Raw genomic sequence first — 17,136 nt, 5'->3', positions numbered from 1 at the left:
GGCCCGGGTGAAGGGTCTGCCGTGTGGGGCGGCGACGCGTAGTCGTGGTGACCGGATGCGGGGCCGGCCCCGCGCGCCCACCTGTATTGGATCGGGTTCGGCGACGCGGCGGAAGCAAATCGGGCTTGGCGACACGGCAAAGCCCGGCCAGGGCACGCGCATCCAACGACACGCACCGACGCGCCCGGCCGGACTACGCGAGGGGATTACGAAGCTGGATACCTATTTGGTGCGAGGCCGGGAGTGGAAGCCGAGGCCCTCGTCCTGTGCGCCCATCCACGCCGCCTCGTCGGACTTGCTGTCGGGCACGTAGATGACCTCCTGATCGCGGCGTGAGGTGATCTCCGGTGGCGGCGCCTGCTCGAAGTCTTCGGAGTCGAGGAGCAGCCGCTCGAGGTCGTTTTCCAGGCGCCGCACGGAATTGGCGTTCCCGTAGTGGTCCCGCAGCGTGCCGATGCACTTCTGCAGCTGGCTGACGACGGTATGGAGCTCTGCAATATCGCTGCGTGTCATCGAAACCTCCTCGAGCCCGTGTGGTGGACGACCGCTGCGCTGCGCCGCCCGAGTATGCGATCCTGTGACTGACCGCACATCGTGATCTACAACACAGTAGCGGATCTTTGGCATCTTGGCTCGTCCGGAGCCTGAAACGCCTTGTCATCCGGCCGCGGCCAGTGCCGTGCCCGGTCCGCTCGTCGCGCCCCGCGCACGCTCGACGAGGGCGACGACCGCGACGGCGACCTCCTGTGGACGCTCCAGGATCACGCTGTGTCCCGCGCCGTCGAGGCGGACCAGTTCGGCCCCCGACAGCTGCGAGGCGAGCACCACCGAGTGTGCGAACGGGATCAGGAGGTCGGCCGAACCGGCCAGCACCAGGGTCGGCAGATCGGCCAGCAGCCGCAGCGTCGCGTTCTCGTCGAACCGGATCAGCGAATCCAGGAAGCAGGCCATGGTCAGCAGCGGCGTGTCGTTGATCATCGTGGTGGCGAGGGCGAGCATGCGCGGGCTCACCGCCCGGGTGCCGAAACTTGCCTCGCGGATGATCGGTTCGAAGAGGTGGCGGCTGAACCGCTTGGACGCCTGCATGACCCGCGGCGCCCGGCGCACCGCGACCTGTAGCGAGTTCACGGTGTGCCGGTTCAGGAACCGGGCCAGCCCGACGTGGGCGATGCCGCCGGCCGCCGCGGCGATCAGGCCGATGCCGGCGACGCGTGTGCCGATCGCGGCGGGAAACAGCCGGGCGTAGGCGAGCACGACCATCGCGCCCATCGAATGTCCCACCAGGACAACCGGTCCCGCGGGGGCCACCGCGCGCAGCACCGCGTCCAGATCCCGGCCGAGCTGATCGATGGTGTAGGCGGCCGGGTCGGACGCGCCGGAGGCGCCGTGGCCGCGGTGGTCGTAGCACACCATGCGCGCACCGCCGCCGGGCCATTCCCCGTGCGAGAGCAGCTGTTCGCACACCAGGGACCAGGAGTCGGCGCGCAGGCAGTGGCCGTGTACGAACACGACGGTGAGTGGTGCGTCGGACGGGCCGAATTCGCGCACGGCGAGCGGGGTTCCGTCGTCCGCGCTGACGGTGATGTGATGGCCGTCGTGGTCGGCGGCGCGCACAGGTCGTACCCACCTCGTGGGCTCCGCAGGCTCCGCCGACTTGCCATCTCCTGTTGGTATGGACACAACGCCTCCTGTAAGAGTCGCTCTTGCCCGGTTGTCGGTAGATATTTCCGGCGCGTTAACCGCTCTAACCGGCCGTTATGCACATGTTGTGTGATTGCCGCCGCGCCTCGATTGCGGGCGGGCCGGTGTGAAGCCGGACGCTTACACGTGTCATAGGGAGGGTTCCGGATGGGTTTCTACCAATTTCTAGCCCATTTCCTATAGATCGATATAGATGCCCGCCCCGTGAGTTCTCAGATCTTTATACGACAATCTAGTAAATTATCTAGATCGCTGAATAGTTACCGATCGCGCCGCGGATCCACCGCAAGAATCCCCGCCGGGTGCGCGTCGGACGACGACGGTTGCACGCCTGGATCGGCGCGAGGCGGCGACGACCCCATTCACCGCCGGGCCCGTCGGTGCCGATGATCAACCGACAGCGACGGTTTCGCCCCGGCGGAGATGGTTCTCCGGTCGGTGACCGGAGCGTCAGGTCGCCGTGGTGCTTCGGGTCGAGGGCAGGAATGGGGTCAGCAGGTTGGTCTCCGTGGACGGGCCCATCTGCCATTCGGCGATCCACGGACCGGTGCCCTCGCTCGGGTCGATCACGCCGTCCTCGAGCCAGCTGTACCGTCCGTCGAGCACGCCGCGGGTCAGCCGGGTATCGGCGTCATCGGTGTTGTCCCACAGCTTGTCGAACAGCTCGCGCACCCGGACGCGGGACTGGCGGCAGAACACGTCGGCCAGTTCCTGTGCGGCGTCGGCCTGCGAATCACCCTGTGCGCGTAGTGCTTGCGCCCGCACGCAGGCCGCCGACATCGCGAACAGCTCGGCGCCGATATCGACGATGCGGCCCAGGAAGCCCTGACGGTACTCGAGTTTGGCCTGCCAGCGCCCCATCGCGTACATCAGCGCCCGGGCCTGCTTGCGCGAGGACCTTTCGACGAAGCGCAGATGCCTTGCCAGCGGCCCGAATTCGGTGAATGTCGCGGGCATCGTGCCGGGCCCCACGGCCAGCTGCGGGAACCACTTGGCGTAGAAGCCGCTCGCGCCCACCGCCGCCCTGGCCTTGTCCTTGAACTCGGCATTGCGATCGACCAGCGCGCCGGCCGCGGCCATGTGCGCATCGGCCATCTCGCGGGCGATCAGCAGCCGCATGATCTCGCTCGAGCCCTCGAAGATCCGGTTGATGCGCAGATCGCGCAGCAGCTGTTCGGCCCCGACGGCACGCTCGCCGCGGGCGCGCAGCGAGGCGGCGGTCTCGTAGCCGCGCCCGCCACGGATCTGTACGAGTTCGTCCGCGATCCGACAGCTCATCTCCGAGGCCCACAGTTTGGCCAGTGCCGCCTCGATCCGAATGTCGTTGCGGTCCTCGTCGCACATCGCCCCCGACAGGTCCAGTGCCGCCTCGAGGGCGAAAGTGGTTGCGGCGATGTAGGACAGCTTCTCCGCGACCGCGCCGTGCTCACCGACCGGGCGCCCCCACTGCACGCGGTTGACGGCCCATTCGCGCCCGATCTTCAGTGACCACTTGGCCGCGGCGGTGCACATCGCGGGGATCGCCAGGCGCCCGGCATTGAGGGTGGTGAGCGCGATCTTGAGGCCCTCGCCCTCGCGGCCGATCAGATTGCGCCGCGGCACGCGCACGTTGTGCATCCGGGTGACGCCGTTCTCGATGCCGTGCAGGCCCATGAAGGAGTTGCGGCGTTCCACGGTGATCCCGGGGGAATCGGCCTCCACCACGAATGCCGAGATGCCGCCGCGATGGCCCTCGCTCTTGGGGACCCGCGCCATGACGACCAGTAGTTCCGCCACCACGCCGTTGGTGGTCCACAGCTTGACGCCGTTGAGCTCGTAGGCCTCGCCGTCCGCGGTCGGGGTCGCGGTGCTGGCCATGCGCGCGGGGTCCGAGCCGACGTCGGGCTCGGTGAGCAGGAAGGCGCTGACCGCCCCGCGGGCGCAGCGCGGCAGGAATTCCCGCTTCTGCTCCGGGGTGCCGGCCAGTTTGAGCGGTTCGGGCACGCCGATCGACTGATGCGCCGAGAGCAGTACTCCCAGGCTGGGATGGGCGGAGCCGACGATCATCAGCGCCCTGTTGTATCCGACCTGCGAAAGTCCTTGTCCACCATAATCTTGCGGGATCTTGAGCCCGAAGCAGCCGAGATCGGCCAGCCCCTCGACGTACTCCGCGGGAATCTTCGACTCGGCCTCGATCCGGCCGCTGTCGATGGTTTCGCAGTAGGCGCGAAGTTTGGCCAGGAACTCCCCCATCCGGGCCTCGTCCGGGGCCGAGGGGCTCGGGAAGGGATGGATCAGGTCGAGCCGGAACCGACCCAGGAACAGTTCCTTCGCGAAGGATGGCTTGGCCCAGGTGGTTTCGCGAGATTCCTCGACGAGCGCGCGGGCCTGCTCCTCGGTGGCGTCGACTTTCGAAGTGGTCGCCATGATGTCCTCCTCGGACGTGACCGGAATCACATTCGAGTGTAGGAGCGTTTGTTACCAGCCGGTAGGGGATTGTCGAGATTTGTAGAATTAAGCAACGCTGCGGAGATACTTCCCGAAGTGCGGCACGGTGAACCCGATGGTGCCGCGCTCCGCGGAGTAGATCAGGCCCTTCTTGATCAGCCCGTCCCTGGCCGGCGACAGGGAGGCGGGGCGGCGGCCCAGCTCCTTGGCGATGGCCGCGGTCGCGACCGGGCCGTCGTCGCCGGACAACTCGGCCATGGCGCGCATGTACTCGCGCTCGGCCGGTGTCGCCCGCTCGTAGCGGGATCCGAAGAAGCCGACCGCGAGTTCCTCCTCCGCGGCGGGGGCGGCCAGCTCCACATCCTCGGCCGTGATCGGGCTCTGCGCGGCCAGATCCCAGGTGGCCTTGCCGTAGGCCTGCACGAAATACGGGTAGCCGTCGGCCTTGAGGTACAGCGAATCCAGCGCCTCCGGGCTAAATTTCACCTGCTCGCGGTCGGCGGGCGCGATGAGCGCCAGGTCGGCCGATTCGCGGTCGAGCCGATCGATGCGGTGATAGCTGAACAGCCGCTCGGAGTAGCTCTTCGAGGCCGAGAGCACCGCCGGCAGATGTGGCAGCCCCGCGCCCACCACGATCAGTGGCGCCGCCTCCTGACTCAATTCGTGGCAGGCCCCGCAGATCGCGGAGATGTCCGGCGCGGACAGATCCTGCATCTCGTCGATGAAGATCGCGATGCCGACGCCGATCTCGCGGGCCACCTGTGCCGCCTCCATCAGCAGTTCCACCAGGTCGATCTCGATATCGCCGGAGTCGGCGCGCCCGGTGACCGCGGGGACGTCGATGCCGGGCTGCCAGCGCTCCCGCATGCCCTTGTCCGCGGTGGAGCGCAGCGCGAAGGCCTTTAGTATGCCCAGGAAGTCGTCGACCATCTCCAGGTTGCGATGCGTCACCGCGATCGAGCGCACGGCCATGTGCAGCGCCGAGGCGAGCGGACGGCGCAGCTCCTGCTCGGGCCGGGCCTCCAATTTGCCTGTGCCCCAGTCCCGGGAGCGGGCGGCCGAGCGAAGCTGGTTGAGCAGCACGGTCTTTCCCACGCCGCGCAGGCCGGTCAGCATCACACTGCGTTCCGGCCGGCTCCGGGAGATTCGCTCGAGCACGATGTCGAACGCGTCGAGCTGCTTGGCGCGGCCCGCGAGTTCGGGCGGGCGCTGTCCGGCGCCGGGAGCATACGGATTCCGCACGGGGTCCATGCCGGTACACCGTACCGCCGGTACGGGAAAATCTTCGGACGTCTAGGGCGATCCCTAGAGACGGCTATCGACCGGCATGCATCGCGCGAAACCGGCTGCCATACAGCGATATTTCGGCAAACCGGATCGACCGGTCCTTCGGTCGGGTGCGGACGCGATATTGCGTGGACTCGGACGGCGGTCGCCGTCGGCTCTCTAGGCTTGTCGGGAGTTCATATCCGGATATCGAGCGCAGGAGGGTCATGACCGAGGAGTCCGTTCCCACCGTCGCCGAGGTGGTCGAGTCCTGGAACGTGCCGGCCGAGGCGCCGGTCGCCACGCGCATCCGCCAGAACATACTCGCGGCCATCGAGCAGGGGCTCGACGATCCGCAACTGGTGGCCGACCTTGCCGTCGGACCACTGGTGATGGCGCTGGGCCGGCTCGAAGTGGGGCTGGCGCAGGCGCAGCGGCGCATCGAGGAACTCGAGCAGGCACTCGGCGGGCGATGAGCCGCGCGGTGCGCCGGGGTGTCGCATGTACGTCGATGTCCGACACGCCGACGCCGATGCGCGACACGTCGTCGATGGGAAGTGAAACAAGGGTCGCCGCGCGGTGTAACGGCGGCGAGTATCAGTTCGATATCCCCTGTGCCCGAGCCGATATCGGCTCGTTACCCGACATTGCGGGTCACAGAATCGCAGGTCGTGCGGGGGCTTTCCGACCCCGCACCCACACGCTGAGCGTTGGGGTGGACAACCCCGCCGCGTAGCCGTAATCTTCTCGTGACTTGATGGAGTTTGTCGCTTCGCAGGAGAACGGCCCGTCGAGTTACCGCCTAATCGGCGCCCGGGTCGCGGCCCGTTCGCCGAACCGAGGACCCAGATGTAATGGGGTGAATCCTCGCCGGTCGCAAGGCCGGTGAGGTAGGACCGATCTTCCCGGCCCGAACCCGTCAGCTAACTCGGTCGGCGGGTGGATGGAAGAAACAGGAGACTCAGCTCGGTGGGTAAGCACAGTTTGCAACGGGAATCCCGGCTCCCGAATTCCGTCAAGGGTGCGATCGTCATGGGTGCGGTGGCCGCAACAACCGGTGCGATGCCGGCTGTTTCGGCGATGGCCCAGACCATCAACGTGCCCGGTGTCGGAAACTTCGATGTGCCGGTCGATCCCTCGTTGACCCAGCAGGTCAAGGCCGTGAACCAGGCGCTGGCCGATCACGCCGACCTCATCAAGGATCACGCGGATCAGATCAAGGCCGCGCAGAAGCAGTTCGCGCCGCAGAGTCTGCAGCAGTCCGACATCCCGGGCCTCACCGCCGGCATTCCGAATCCGTTTGCCGCTCAGAACAAGAACACCGCCGCTGACGTCGCCCTCGATGCCGCCAAGAGCAAGCTCGGCGCGGAGTACATCTGGGGCGCCTCGGGTCCGTCGAACTTCGACTGCTCCGGCCTCGTGCAGTGGGCCTACAAGCAGGCCGGAATCAATCTGCCGCGCACCAGCTTCGAGCAGTCGCACGTCGGCAAGCCGGTCGCCCTTAAGGACCTGCAGCCCGGCGACCTGCTCGTCACCGAGGGCGGCGGCCACGTGCAGATGTACGCCGGCGATGGCAAGGTCATCCAGGCGCCGCAGTCGGGTGAGACCGTCAGCTACGCGCACGTGAACCCCAGTGAGATCGTTACCGCGCGTCGCGTAGCCTGATTCTGGGGCGAATGGCGATACTTCCGCGGGCCCGTCGGGCGTATCGCGCTGAGGAGCCAAACTGCCACCGACACAACCGAGCGCAGCCCGGGTCGACTCCTGGACCTGGGCTGTTCGGCTGTTCAAAACCAGATCAGCCGCGGCATCGGCATGCCGCGGCGGACATGTGAAGGTGAACGGTGTCGCGGTCAAGCCCGCGCATCAGGTCAAGCCCGGTGACGAGGTCCGAGTCCGGCAGAGCGGACTCGAGCGCATCGTCATCGTCGAGCAGATCATCACCAAACGCGTCGGCGCCGCGATCGCCGCGCAATGCCTGATAGACAAGAGCCCGCCGCCGCCCGCACCCGAGATCGCGGCGGCCATGCCGCGCCGGGACCGCGGCGCGGGCCGCCCCACCAAGCGCGAACGTCGTGAGACGGATCGCCTGCTAGGTCGTGACGCCGACCCGCCTCCCCGCGATTTCAGGCCGGACTGAGGTGCCACGCCGGTGCTCTCAGCGGCTGACGGTCAGGCTTTCGGTGCGGCCTTCGCCGCCATCGCGGCGGCTGCCGCTGCGACCGCGATCGTGACCAGCGCCCCCAGCATCATCGCCGCCGCCTCGCCGCGGGCCAGCACGTGCAGCTGGGTGCCGATCGTGACCGCTGCGACCGGCACGCCGATCTGGGCCGCCGCCAGCGCGCCGTAGGTGATCGGCTGGCCCAGCACACGCATCAGCACATGGGCCAGCACCGCGGCCAGACCCAGACCCAGACCCAGCAAAATCAGGCGGGGCCGGTCGGCGAATTCGCGCAGATTCAGCTCGGCGCCCAGCCAGACGAAGAACAGTGGACTGAGGAACCCCTCGGTGATCGCGAAAAGCTGCCGCGCCACCCGCCGCGGCTCTCCGACTCCGGCCACCGCGAGTCCGGTCGCGAAGCCCGCCAACATGATCGACACGTGGGTGTGGGTCGCCACGGCGGCGATGGTGAACAGCAGCGCCAGGCTTACTCGCAATTCCAGAGCGAACTTTCGCTTCTCCGATACCTCATGGGCCCGATGACGCAGACCGGACCGCTCCAGGTACCGCAGCACGAAGAACAGCACCACCGCGGAGGCGGCGACGGCCAGGGCGCCCAGCGTGGCACGCCCCGCATCGGCGATGTCGATGACCAGTGGCAGCGCCACGATGCTCGCGGTATCGGCCAGCGCCACCTGCGCCATCAGCTCCAGCACCGGCTTGCCGCTCAGGCCCTGGGAATCGATGATCGGCAGTGCCAGGGCCGCCGAGGAGGAGGCGATCAGCACCGAGTACACCGCGCCGTGTCCGGTGCCGAACCACCCGGCCAGCGCGTAACCCGCCGCCGCGGCGACGATTCCGACCAGCACCGCCCGCATCGCCCCGACCGCCAGCGCCGAGCGCACCGCCGGATCCCGCACCGGCACATGGGTGCCCGCGACGAACATGACCAGCGCGAATCCCATATCGGCCAGGAAAGTGAAGGTGGGGTCGCCGGTGTGCAGGATTCCGAATCCCGTGGCGCCGAACAACACTCCGGCCAGCAGCTCCCCCACGATCACCGGAACATGCCAGGCGCCCCGCCATGACAGCAGCGGGCCCGCCAGCCCGACCGCCAGCACCAACGCGAGCGTGGAGAAAGTCAACGGTTACTTCTTCGACTTCGACGAGCCGCCCGACTTCGCGGACTTCTTCGCCGCCTCGGCCGCCACCGGCTTGCCGTCGCGCATGGTGGCGAGTTTCGTTGGAATCGGAATGTTCTCGTCGGCGTGATAGCACGCGCACACGCGGTGGTAGCCGTCGGCGATCTGCATCGGGGTGCCGGTGAACAGATCGCCCTGGACCAGCAGGATCGGGGACATATGCTTACCGGTCAGGATCTTCGCCAGATCCGCGCGCACGTGCGGATTGTCCGGCGGCAGCAGCGGCAGCTGGGCCGCGCGCAGGATGTCCTTGGCCTTCTTGTGCACCACCGGCGCGGAACGCAATTGGTCCACCAGAGCCATCACGGTGTCGGGGTCGGCCAGTAGCTCCAGATAATCGCCCGCGGCCGGGTAGTCGTGGGTCTCCGGCTCGTCCAGCCAGCGCACGGCGGGTTCGGTACTTGTCATCGGGTAATGGTAGACGTCCACATCCGTGCGGCGAATGATTGGTAAACATTCAATCGGGTGAGGTCGCGGCCCGGGCCGTTCGTCGTCGTGAGGGCGTCCGGACCCGATCCGCCCCCGCCGCGTGCGTGTCGGCGGCGTGGTTCACGGTTTCTCCTCGCCGGTCGGTGCTGGATCGGACGGCTCCGCCGCGGCGGCATCGGGAAAGGGCGCCGCGGCGTGCCTCGCCAGCGTCGCCTTGTCGATGGTCGAATCGAGCAGGGCGATGGTGTGGCCGGGCAACAGCGCCGCTCGGCCGGGTGGGGCTGCCGCGGGGACGGGCAGTGCGGTGCGCAGCCGGGTGGCCAGCGGCGAGACATCGTTGGTCGGTGTGTAGTCGAGCGCCAGTAGGTAGGGCCCGCGACGGGTGCGCGCGGCCGCGAGCACAGCCGTGCCGCTCGCGGTGTCGAAGGGGGCGATCCCGGCCCGGCGGGCCTGCGCCACGCCGTCGTGCTCGTCGGCCGAGAGGCCCGATGCCCAAGTGCCCCAGCCGATGCTGATCACCCGGCGGTGGTCGTGGATGTGGGCCGCCGCGTCCAGGGCGGCGTTGGCGGCGGCGTAGGCGGCCTGCCCGGGCGCTCCGAGCGACCCGGTGGCCGAGGAGCAGAGCAGGACGAAATCGACCGGATCGCCGGCGGTGAGCGTGAGTAGCCCGGTGACCGCACCGAGCTTCGGCTCGAACATTGCCGTCAGCAGATCCGGTGTCACGGCGCCGAATTCGGCACCCCGCAGCGCGCCCGCCGAATGCACCAGACCGCGGATCGGTGAGCCGCACTCGCGGATGTCGTGCAGGGCGTTCGCCAGATCGCGCGGGTCGGTGACGTCGCAGCGCACCACCACTATCCGATCCTCGCGGCCCTCCAGCAGTGGTGGCAGCGGCCGCGGACGCCGGGTCAGCACCACCACGTCCCCGGCCCCGGCGTCGAGCAGCCAGCGTGCGGCCACCGCGCCGAGCGCGCCGAGCCCACCGGTCACGACATATGTTCCCGCGCAGGAGATGTCGAACGGATCCACGAGATCGGTTGCGGGCACGAATGTCCGGGATCGAACACCCTCGGGCCCGACCCGGACCTCGTCCGGTCCGCCCGTCCGAAGCACCAGTTCCGGCAGCTGCCAGGGTTCGTCATGGCCGGGCGCGACCCACACCAACCGCACCGGCCGCTCGGATTCCAGCTGCAGCGATCGAACCAGGCCCGCGATCGACTGCTGCACAGTGGAATTCGGATCACGCAAAACGACCGTCAGCGACGCTACCGCCGTATGGTCCACGATCCGCTGCAACAGCTTCAGAGCCTGTCCGACCGCCGCGACGATATCGTCGACCTCGGCCGCGACAGGCCATACCGCCACTACCGCAGTGAGCTCGGCACTTTCGGTCAGTGCGGAGGAGACGCCCGCAATCGCCTCGGCCGGATCCCGCGCTACCCGCACTACCGGCCGCGTGGAATCCACGGCCTGCGTCAGAATACCGGCCAACGGCGACTGCCCCACCACCAATACTCGACCGATGCGCGAATCATGGCCTGTATCAATGAAATCTGAAGTATTCACGGGCGACCACCGTTCTCGGCGCAACACCGAACCGGCTGGGGCGTATCCGCTCGAAGCTGGTCGGCCTGGCCTGCCGCGACCGCCCGACGCGGCCGGTACGGTCGCGGCATTCGTCGCCGACCGATCGAGGTCGGCGCCGCTACCGAACGGCTTGTTCGATGCGGAGCTGCTGCCCGGCCTCGTCGTCACAGCGGGTGGACGAGCGACCGGCTTCGGGTATGCGCTCTGGTTCTGGGGGTGAGCGAGCCATTCGTAACCGGTTGTTGCCGTGTAGGTATGGGCGGTGTGCCCGGTGGTCATCGAGTATCCGATGCGGACGCCGAGCAGGGCCACCGCGGGTGCGCCGTGTTGATCGGTGGCCAGGATGTCGCAGCGCAGGCCGGTGGGGTCGGCGGTGCGGACGAAGGCGTGTGCCTGTGACAGGAGGGTGCCGGGCGCGTCGGTGATCCAGGCCGAATCTATGCCCGTCGTCAGGGGCAGGACGCCCTCGGGCAGCCGGGCGCCCGCCGCGGCGACGACGAGCTGTATGCAGCCGGCCAGGGCGGCGGAGTCGAGGCGGATGTGGCCGAGATACCCGATGGCGCTGTGGGATCCGCGCAAGATGCCGCGCAGCGCGCGGAAGCGTGGTCCGTACTCGAGGCCGCGCTCGCGCAGGCGTTCGTACAGGCGGGCGGGGTCGAGTGGTTGCAAGCCGGGGTGGGCGCCGTGATGCGCGTCGATGGTCCGCATCCAGCCGACGATCTCGGCGGGCGTGGGGCGTTCGCCGCGTCGGGCCGAGGCCAGGACGGCCGGTCCGCAGGCCTCGAGCAGGTCGGCTCCGGCACGGTAGGTGACCTGGTCGAGCCGAGGCAGATCCGGGTGTTCGTGGACGGTGAAGTCGAGCAACCGTGTGGTCGTTCCGATGCCGATCCGCTGGAACTGCCGCAGCCAGAACATCGCCGGGACGGTCGGTGCGCCCCGGACCACATGGCCGCGCAGATCCTCGGCGCCCGGATCGTCGACGGCATCGGCCGTGCGCGGGAAATACCCTGGTTGCCAGCACCTTTCGAACACCGCACCGGGGAACGGTCCCTGCGCGGCCCAGTCGACGAACCGGCCCTCGAGGTGGATCCGCGCTACGGCGCCGAGGTAGGCCGCGGATTCGTCGTCCCGGTCGGCGACCGGGTAGGTGGCATCGCGAAGGCCGGGATAAGCGCGAATCACCGACGCCAGGACCGGATGCGGCGAAAGCTCGAGCACGGTGGAATACCCGTCGGCCAGCGCGGCCTCCACGGCGGCCGCCAATTCGACAGTGCCCGAGATATTTTCGGCCCAATAGCCGGTATCCATCTCGGTCGCGGTCAGGACGGCGCCCCGCCGGGTGGTCGAATACACCGGTACGTCTGGGACCAGCGGATCCACACCCGCAAGCCGGGCCGCCGGATCCACACCGTCCGGCCGGGCGATCCGATCCACATTGTCGATCCGGGCCGCCGGATCCACCGGCAATTCCCGGACCCGCGGGGCCTGTCCGGGGAGGTCGGCGACGAGTGCCTGGGCGACAAGGCCGCGGCGTACGGCGCGGCGAATCAGCGCCTCGATATGGCGCGGCTCCCCCGACACCACCACCGACCGGGGACCGTGGACCGCCGCGATCCCGACCCGCGCCCGCATCGGTTCGATCAGCCGCGAGACCTCCTCGGACGTGGCCTCCAGCAGTGCGATCGCGTCGTCGTTCCGGTCCAGCCGAGCCAGGATCGCGCCGCGCGCGACCACGATCCGCGCGCCGTCCCGCAGCGATATCGCACCACTCACCACGGCCGCGGCGATTTCGCCCGGGCCGTGCCCGATCACCGCGCCGGGCCGGATCCCCCAGTGCGCCAGCAATTCCGCGACCGCCACCTGATAGACGAACAGGGCAGGCTGCACGGCGTCGACGGCCGCCAGGCTGTGCGAGAACCCGTGTCGCGGCGTCCACACCCTAGGACCGCCGGCGCCGGCCACCGCATCCGCGGCATCCTGGACGGCCCGAGCGAACACCGGATGCCGCGCCGCCAACCCCCGCCCCATCCGCGCATGCTGGCCACCCGGCCCGGAGAACATCAGCAGCAACCCGCCCCGCCGCTCTACACCTGGCCCGAATACTGCCCCACGGTGATTGTGATGCGTTGAATCGGTCGCGCGCTGTTCGAGGTGCGCCGCCTCCGAGTTGCCCAGCGAATCTCGGTCGGTCCGGTGGATATTTCGCACATCCGCGGCATTGCGGTCCGGTGGCGCGTTCCTGGAGTCGGCGAGCGCACGCAGCAGTGCGATCGCGTCGGCAGGTGTCCAAGCAAGCACGGCTGCGCGCAACTGCTCGGGTATGGATCTGCCTGCCGCTGGGGCTGATTCGCGCAGCGGCCGGGGGCTTTCCGCGAGGGTGTCGGCCCACCGGGCGGCCTTCTCCCGCAGATCGGTCTCGTCGCGCCCCGTGATCGGGATGAGGAACGGTGGATCGCCATCGCGAGATCCGACGGCCTGGTCGACGCCGCGCAGCACCACGTGCGCGGTGGTGCCGCCGAGCCCGGATGAGCCGACCCCGGCGTAGCGATCCGAGCGCACGATCGTATTCCAGTCCGCCGCCTCCGCCGGTTCTCGGGGACCGTGGTCACCCAGCCTGAGGAACGGGCGAAAGGTGCTGGTGGGCGGGATGAATCCGCGTGCGATGCTCAGTGCCGCCTTGGCGACTTCGGCGATTCCTGCGGCGGCGCCGAGCTCGCCGAGCTTCGAGGTCACCGAATCGATCGGGATCGCGCCCGTACGTTCCGATCCCGACAGGACTGCCGTCAGGTCCTCGGACTCCGCGTCGTGTCCGGTGCCGTCGCGTTCGGTGCCGTCGCTTTCGCGACTACCGGTGGCGCCCGGATCGAATCCGGCACCCGCCCAGGCGCTTCGGACGATCTGCTGCCACACCGATCCAGGGCTTTCGTCCGAGCGGTTCGATCGGCCGTCGAAACCGACAGCCGAACCGGCGATTTCGGCGTAGATGCGGTTGCCGTCGCAGTGGGCGTCGGCGGTCCGTTGCAGAACCAGCACGGTACAGCTGTCGCCAGCGGCACGGTATTCGGCCGTGTGGGCGTCGGCGGGGTTAGGGGCGTCGGCCGCGTGGTCGAAGGGTGCGCGGTACCCGTGCGCGGCGGGGAACTCGTCGCGGTCCGAGTAGCCGGAAGTATGCGGCAGTTCCACATCGACCCCGCCGACGATCGCCAGCGATGCGGCGCCGTCGGCGAGTAGTCGCACGGCCAGGTCCAGCGCGACCGGTGACGACGACCGGGCACTGTCCACGACCAGGCTCGGGCCGTGCAACTGGAGTGCGAAGGACAGCCGATTGGCGGTGCCGCTAGGTGTGGATTCGGGGATCGGGTCCGCCGCGTCGCCCTCGTCCGCCGCCGCATCGTGGTCGGGTGCGCCCGCCCCGAAAAGCACCGCGGTCCGCGAGCCCCGGATCCGGAACCCCACGCCCGCATCGTCGATCGCCTCGATCGCAACCTCCAGGCACAGCCGCTGCCTGGGATCCATCGCCGCGGCCTCGCGCTCCGAGATTCCGAACCAATCGTTGTCGAAGGCGTCGAGTCTGTCTGGATGCCCGGCGCGATGCGGGCCGGATTGCTCGGGCGGCGGCCCCGTGCGGTCGTGCGCCTCGTGCAGCAGGCGCCAAAGCTCCTCGACGCCACGCGCCCCCGCCACTCGGCAGCCGATGCCGATGATCGCGACCGGTCCGGTTGTACGCCGCCGCCCGCCGGACGATTCCGGTCGGCGGTGGCTACCGCCGAAGCTGGGCGCGGTCACTCCGCGATTATGCCGAGAAATTGCCGCGCGGAGAAGACTTTCCTGTCCGCGATCGGATCACTTACGGTGACGCTGTGAAGGAGCATTCGATCGTGCCGCCTGGATTGTCCGGTAGGGCCCGATTCCATGGGCGGGCAACGACACTGCCGGTTGCGGCGGACGGGGTGGCGCCGTGAACGAGCGCGCAGCGGAGCCGTCCGACGGCAGGCCCGGCGTGCTGGGCACCCTGGCCCACTGCTGTGCGGCGCTGGCCGCGACACCGCGCCGACTGCTGCGCCCCCGCCGGCCCGACGAGGCATTCCTGGCCGGTCTGCAATCCGCGCCGGCGCCGCGGGCCCGCAACACCGTGAGCCTGGTGTCGCTGGTGCAGGCGCGCACCTCCGCGCCGACGGCCATCATCGCCGAGGGCGTGCGCAGCCTCGGCACGCTGCCGATGGGCATGGGCGCCTTCCTGATCGAGCATCCGCGCGCGCGCTTCCTGGTGGATCCCGCGCTGTGCGCCGGGGTGCACGATCGCGTGCTGCCGGGAATGCCGTTTCCGGTGGGATTGCTGGTCTCGCCCGAGAAACCGGTGCTCGGCCTCGAGGACGCGCTGGCCGGCCGCGATCTGACCGGCGAGAATATCGATTTCACGATCGCCACTCACCTGCACTGGGACCACTGCTCCGGACTGCTCGAGCTGCCCGATTCGGTCGAATTGCGGGTTCCCGCACGGGAATACGAGTGGGCCATGAACGGCCCGACGGCTCCGTACGGCGTCGTGCGGGCTCCGCTGCGCGGGCGTTCGGTGCGGCACCTGGAGTTGGACGGGCCGCCCGTTCTCACCTTCTCCGCCAGCCACGATCTGTTCGGAGACGGTGCGGTCGTCCTGGTCGACCTGGCGGGTCACACTCCCGGCAGCATCGGCGTCCTGCTCGCCGTGGACGACGGCAGCCGGGTGCTGCTCGCGGGCGATGCGGTCTGGAATATCCTGCAGATCAAGCTGATCCGCGAGAAGGCGCCGATGCCGGGCCAGCTCTTCGACGCCGACCGCGACCGCGCCTTCGAAACCATCCAGCGCCTGCACGCCCTGCCCGCGGACATCGAGGTCATCGCCGGCCACGACTTCGATGCGGTCCTGGCCCGGGCGTGATGGACGGGGCCCGCATCCGGGCGGTCGTCTTCGACTGGCGCGGCACGCTCGCCTCCGAACTCACCCCGGAAGGCTGGGTTCGAGAGGCGCTGCGGCGCACCGGCCGCGACGACGGCGCCCGGTCCGTCGCCGCCGTACTGCGGTCCATCCGGACGGCCGCGGGCCAGCCGAACCGCCTGCAGTCGCCGCGGGGCAACACCAGCTACGCCCGCCACCGCGAGACCTACTACTCGGTGTTCGCCGATGCCGCGCTAGGCGACGACCTCGCCGACGCCCTCTTCGCCGTGGACTCCGACCCGTCCTACAACCACTTCGCCGTGGACGCGGCCGAAACATTCACCGCCCTCATCGAAAGCGATTGCCGAATAGCCATTCTCAGTAACATCCACGTCGACATCCGCCCCACCTTCGCCGCCGCGGGCCTCCTGGATTCAGTAGACACCTTCGTCCTGTCCGGCGAACGGGGCATCCAAAAACCCGACCCCGCAATCTTCCACCTCGCCCTGAACCACCTGGGCGTCCCCGCGGAACACGCACTCATGGTCGGCGACCGCCCGTCCCGCGACGGCGCCGCGGTCGAGGTCGGCATGCCGACTCTCCTTGTCCCCCAACTGACCGACCCGAACGACCGGCGCCTGCATCTGGTAACCCGCGCCGCTGGAGCGTGCACTTTCTAGCCCACGACAAAATTGACGATCAGCGGCTCCGTCGCCCTTACCCCGATCGGTAATACCCGGGTGCCCCGTCTCGGCTTTCGTAACCCACAGCGTTCGTTCCTGATCGTCGATCGCATACCAGATACGCGCGCCGCTGGTGACCTCGTACTGCCACTGTTCCAGTTCTGCGCCACCGACTTTCACCGAGCCGAGTGTGGATTTGAGTCGATGCTGATGGCAGGGATTGTGCACGCTGCGGGGTTCGGCGGTCATCTCGACCCAGGCGCGATCCAACGCCTCCAGTGCTTGGCGCTCGAGCTCCGTCCATCCGCGTGCCGCTTCGGTGCTGTGCAGCAACACGCGCCATGCACCCCGTTTCAATTTGGTCATCGGCGCCTGCCGGGGCGCTCGACCTCCACGAAATCGGCCTTGTCGAACGAGCCACTCAACTCGGCGACGAGAGCGGGATCGGTGTGGATCTCCGCCGTGTGTTTCCATGCGATCAGATCGCGAAGGAACGGAAGGTAATGGCCGGTGTCGGCACCGGCAAGGAGGTCATCGAGCAGTTCACGGACGGCCTCGTGCCGATTTTCGACGGGCAACCAGGTCAGCCAGGGGAGCTCCTCGGCGAACACATCTTCTGCCATCTGACGATTCGCCTTGGCGACCAGCCCTAGGGACCGCGCGGCCAAGCGCAGCGCACCTTCCATCGCCCGATAGCGCTCGTCGCGCATCAGTACGACATTCTCCGCATCCCGGCGCTCCAACAGCACGTCGGCATCCGCAAGC

Annotated in this window: 12 protein-coding genes, 1 pseudogene and 1 riboswitch; of the genes and pseudogenes, 5 read left to right on the top strand and 8 right to left on the bottom strand. The window is 68.7% G+C overall.

The window, feature by feature from the left end; genetic code table 11:
- Positions 1-222: 222 nt before the first annotated feature.
- The 4 genes from KO481_RS00325 to KO481_RS00310 all read right to left on the bottom strand — a co-directional run bounded on the left by KO481_RS00325 (position 223) and on the right by KO481_RS00310 (position 5,379).
- Positions 223-513: an Rv0250c family protein gene (locus KO481_RS00325; protein ID WP_215914914.1), complete on the bottom strand. Its 291-nt coding sequence runs from the start codon at positions 511-513 to the stop codon at positions 223-225.
- A 144-nt stretch (positions 514-657) separates the two neighbouring features.
- Positions 658-1,614 (bottom strand): alpha/beta fold hydrolase, encoded by a 957-nt coding sequence (locus KO481_RS00320; protein ID WP_308166185.1) that lies wholly within the window; start codon positions 1,612-1,614, stop codon positions 658-660.
- 537 nt (positions 1,615-2,151) lie between these two features.
- Positions 2,152-4,107, bottom strand: a complete 1,956-nt coding sequence (locus KO481_RS00315) for an acyl-CoA dehydrogenase family protein (RefSeq protein WP_215914913.1) — start codon at positions 4,105-4,107, stop codon at positions 2,152-2,154.
- Positions 4,108-4,194: 87 nt separating this feature from the next.
- Entirely contained in the window at positions 4,195-5,379 is a 1,185-nt protein-coding gene (locus KO481_RS00310; protein WP_215914912.1) for an ATP-binding protein, read from the bottom strand.
- A 242-nt stretch (positions 5,380-5,621) separates the two neighbouring features.
- Between KO481_RS00310 and KO481_RS00305 the strand changes: the two genes are divergently transcribed.
- From KO481_RS00305 to KO481_RS00295, 3 genes are all read left to right on the top strand, one after another.
- On the top strand, positions 5,622-5,870 hold the full coding sequence (locus KO481_RS00305; protein ID WP_215914911.1) for a hypothetical protein: 249 nt from the start codon (positions 5,622-5,624) through the stop codon (positions 5,868-5,870).
- 313 nt (positions 5,871-6,183) lie between these two features.
- A riboswitch (cyclic di-AMP (ydaO/yuaA leader) is annotated at positions 6,184-6,348 on the top strand.
- Between the two features lie 78 nt (positions 6,349-6,426).
- Positions 6,427-7,059, top strand: coding sequence for a C40 family peptidase (locus KO481_RS00300; protein WP_215915830.1), 633 nt, complete (start codon positions 6,427-6,429; stop codon positions 7,057-7,059).
- A 61-nt stretch (positions 7,060-7,120) separates the two neighbouring features.
- Positions 7,121-7,534 (top strand): RNA-binding S4 domain-containing protein, encoded by a 414-nt coding sequence (locus tag KO481_RS00295; protein WP_215915829.1) that lies wholly within the window; start codon positions 7,121-7,123, stop codon positions 7,532-7,534.
- A gap of 32 nt (positions 7,535-7,566) precedes the next feature.
- Here KO481_RS00295 and KO481_RS00290 read toward each other — a convergent pair whose 3' ends face one another.
- The 3 genes and pseudogenes from KO481_RS00290 to KO481_RS44240 all read right to left on the bottom strand — a co-directional run bounded on the left by KO481_RS00290 (position 7,567) and on the right by KO481_RS44240 (position 14,559).
- A complete protein-coding gene (locus KO481_RS00290; protein ID WP_215914910.1) occupies positions 7,567-8,700 on the bottom strand; it encodes a cation:proton antiporter in 1,134 nt (377 codons plus the stop codon).
- A gap of 78 nt (positions 8,701-8,778) precedes the next feature.
- Positions 8,779-9,165, bottom strand: a pseudogene (locus tag KO481_RS00285) (hypothetical protein); the annotation flags it as partial.
- 141 nt (positions 9,166-9,306) lie between these two features.
- Complete coding sequence (locus tag KO481_RS44240) at positions 9,307-14,559, bottom strand: type I polyketide synthase (protein WP_215914909.1); 5,253 nt, start codon at positions 14,557-14,559, stop codon at positions 9,307-9,309.
- A gap of 172 nt (positions 14,560-14,731) precedes the next feature.
- Here KO481_RS44240 and KO481_RS00275 point away from each other — a divergent pair, with 172 nt between their 5' ends.
- Together KO481_RS00275 and KO481_RS00270 are read left to right on the top strand one after the other, a co-directional pair.
- Positions 14,732-15,691, top strand: a complete 960-nt coding sequence (locus KO481_RS00275) for an MBL fold metallo-hydrolase (RefSeq protein WP_308166181.1) — start codon at positions 14,732-14,734, stop codon at positions 15,689-15,691.
- Entirely contained in the window at positions 15,691-16,368 is a 678-nt protein-coding gene (locus tag KO481_RS00270; RefSeq protein ID WP_245400299.1) for an HAD family hydrolase, read from the top strand. The genes KO481_RS00275 and KO481_RS00270 overlap by 1 nt, the downstream gene beginning before the upstream one ends.
- A 365-nt stretch (positions 16,369-16,733) precedes the next feature.
- Here KO481_RS00270 and KO481_RS00265 read toward each other — a convergent pair whose 3' ends face one another.
- A complete protein-coding gene (locus KO481_RS00265; protein ID WP_215914907.1) occupies positions 16,734-17,120 on the bottom strand; it encodes a hypothetical protein in 387 nt (128 codons plus the stop codon).
- Positions 17,121-17,136: the final 16 nt, after the last annotated feature.

This window comes from Nocardia albiluteola (assembly GCF_018860155.1).
In the GTDB taxonomy this organism is placed as follows: Bacteria; Actinomycetota; Actinomycetes; order Mycobacteriales; family Mycobacteriaceae; genus Nocardia; species Nocardia albiluteola.
The sequence above is the reverse complement of the archived record's forward strand: the minus strand, read 5'-3'. Positions and strand labels throughout refer to the sequence as shown.

Coding starts and splice junctions, on each gene's coding strand:
- KO481_RS00325 (WP_215914914.1), bottom strand. CDS start 513: ATGACACGCAGCGATATTGCAGAGCTCCATACCGTCGTCAGCCAGCTG.
- KO481_RS00315 (WP_215914913.1), bottom strand. CDS start 4,107: ATGGCGACCACTTCGAAAGTCGACGCCACCGAGGAGCAGGCCCGCGCG.
- KO481_RS00310 (WP_215914912.1), bottom strand. CDS start 5,379: ATGGACCCCGTGCGGAATCCGTATGCTCCCGGCGCCGGACAGCGCCCG.
- KO481_RS00305 (WP_215914911.1), top strand. CDS start 5,622: ATGACCGAGGAGTCCGTTCCCACCGTCGCCGAGGTGGTCGAGTCCTGG.
- KO481_RS00300 (WP_215915830.1), top strand. CDS start 6,427: ATGGGTGCGGTGGCCGCAACAACCGGTGCGATGCCGGCTGTTTCGGCG.
- KO481_RS00270 (WP_245400299.1), top strand. CDS start 15,691: ATGGACGGGGCCCGCATCCGGGCGGTCGTCTTCGACTGGCGCGGCACG.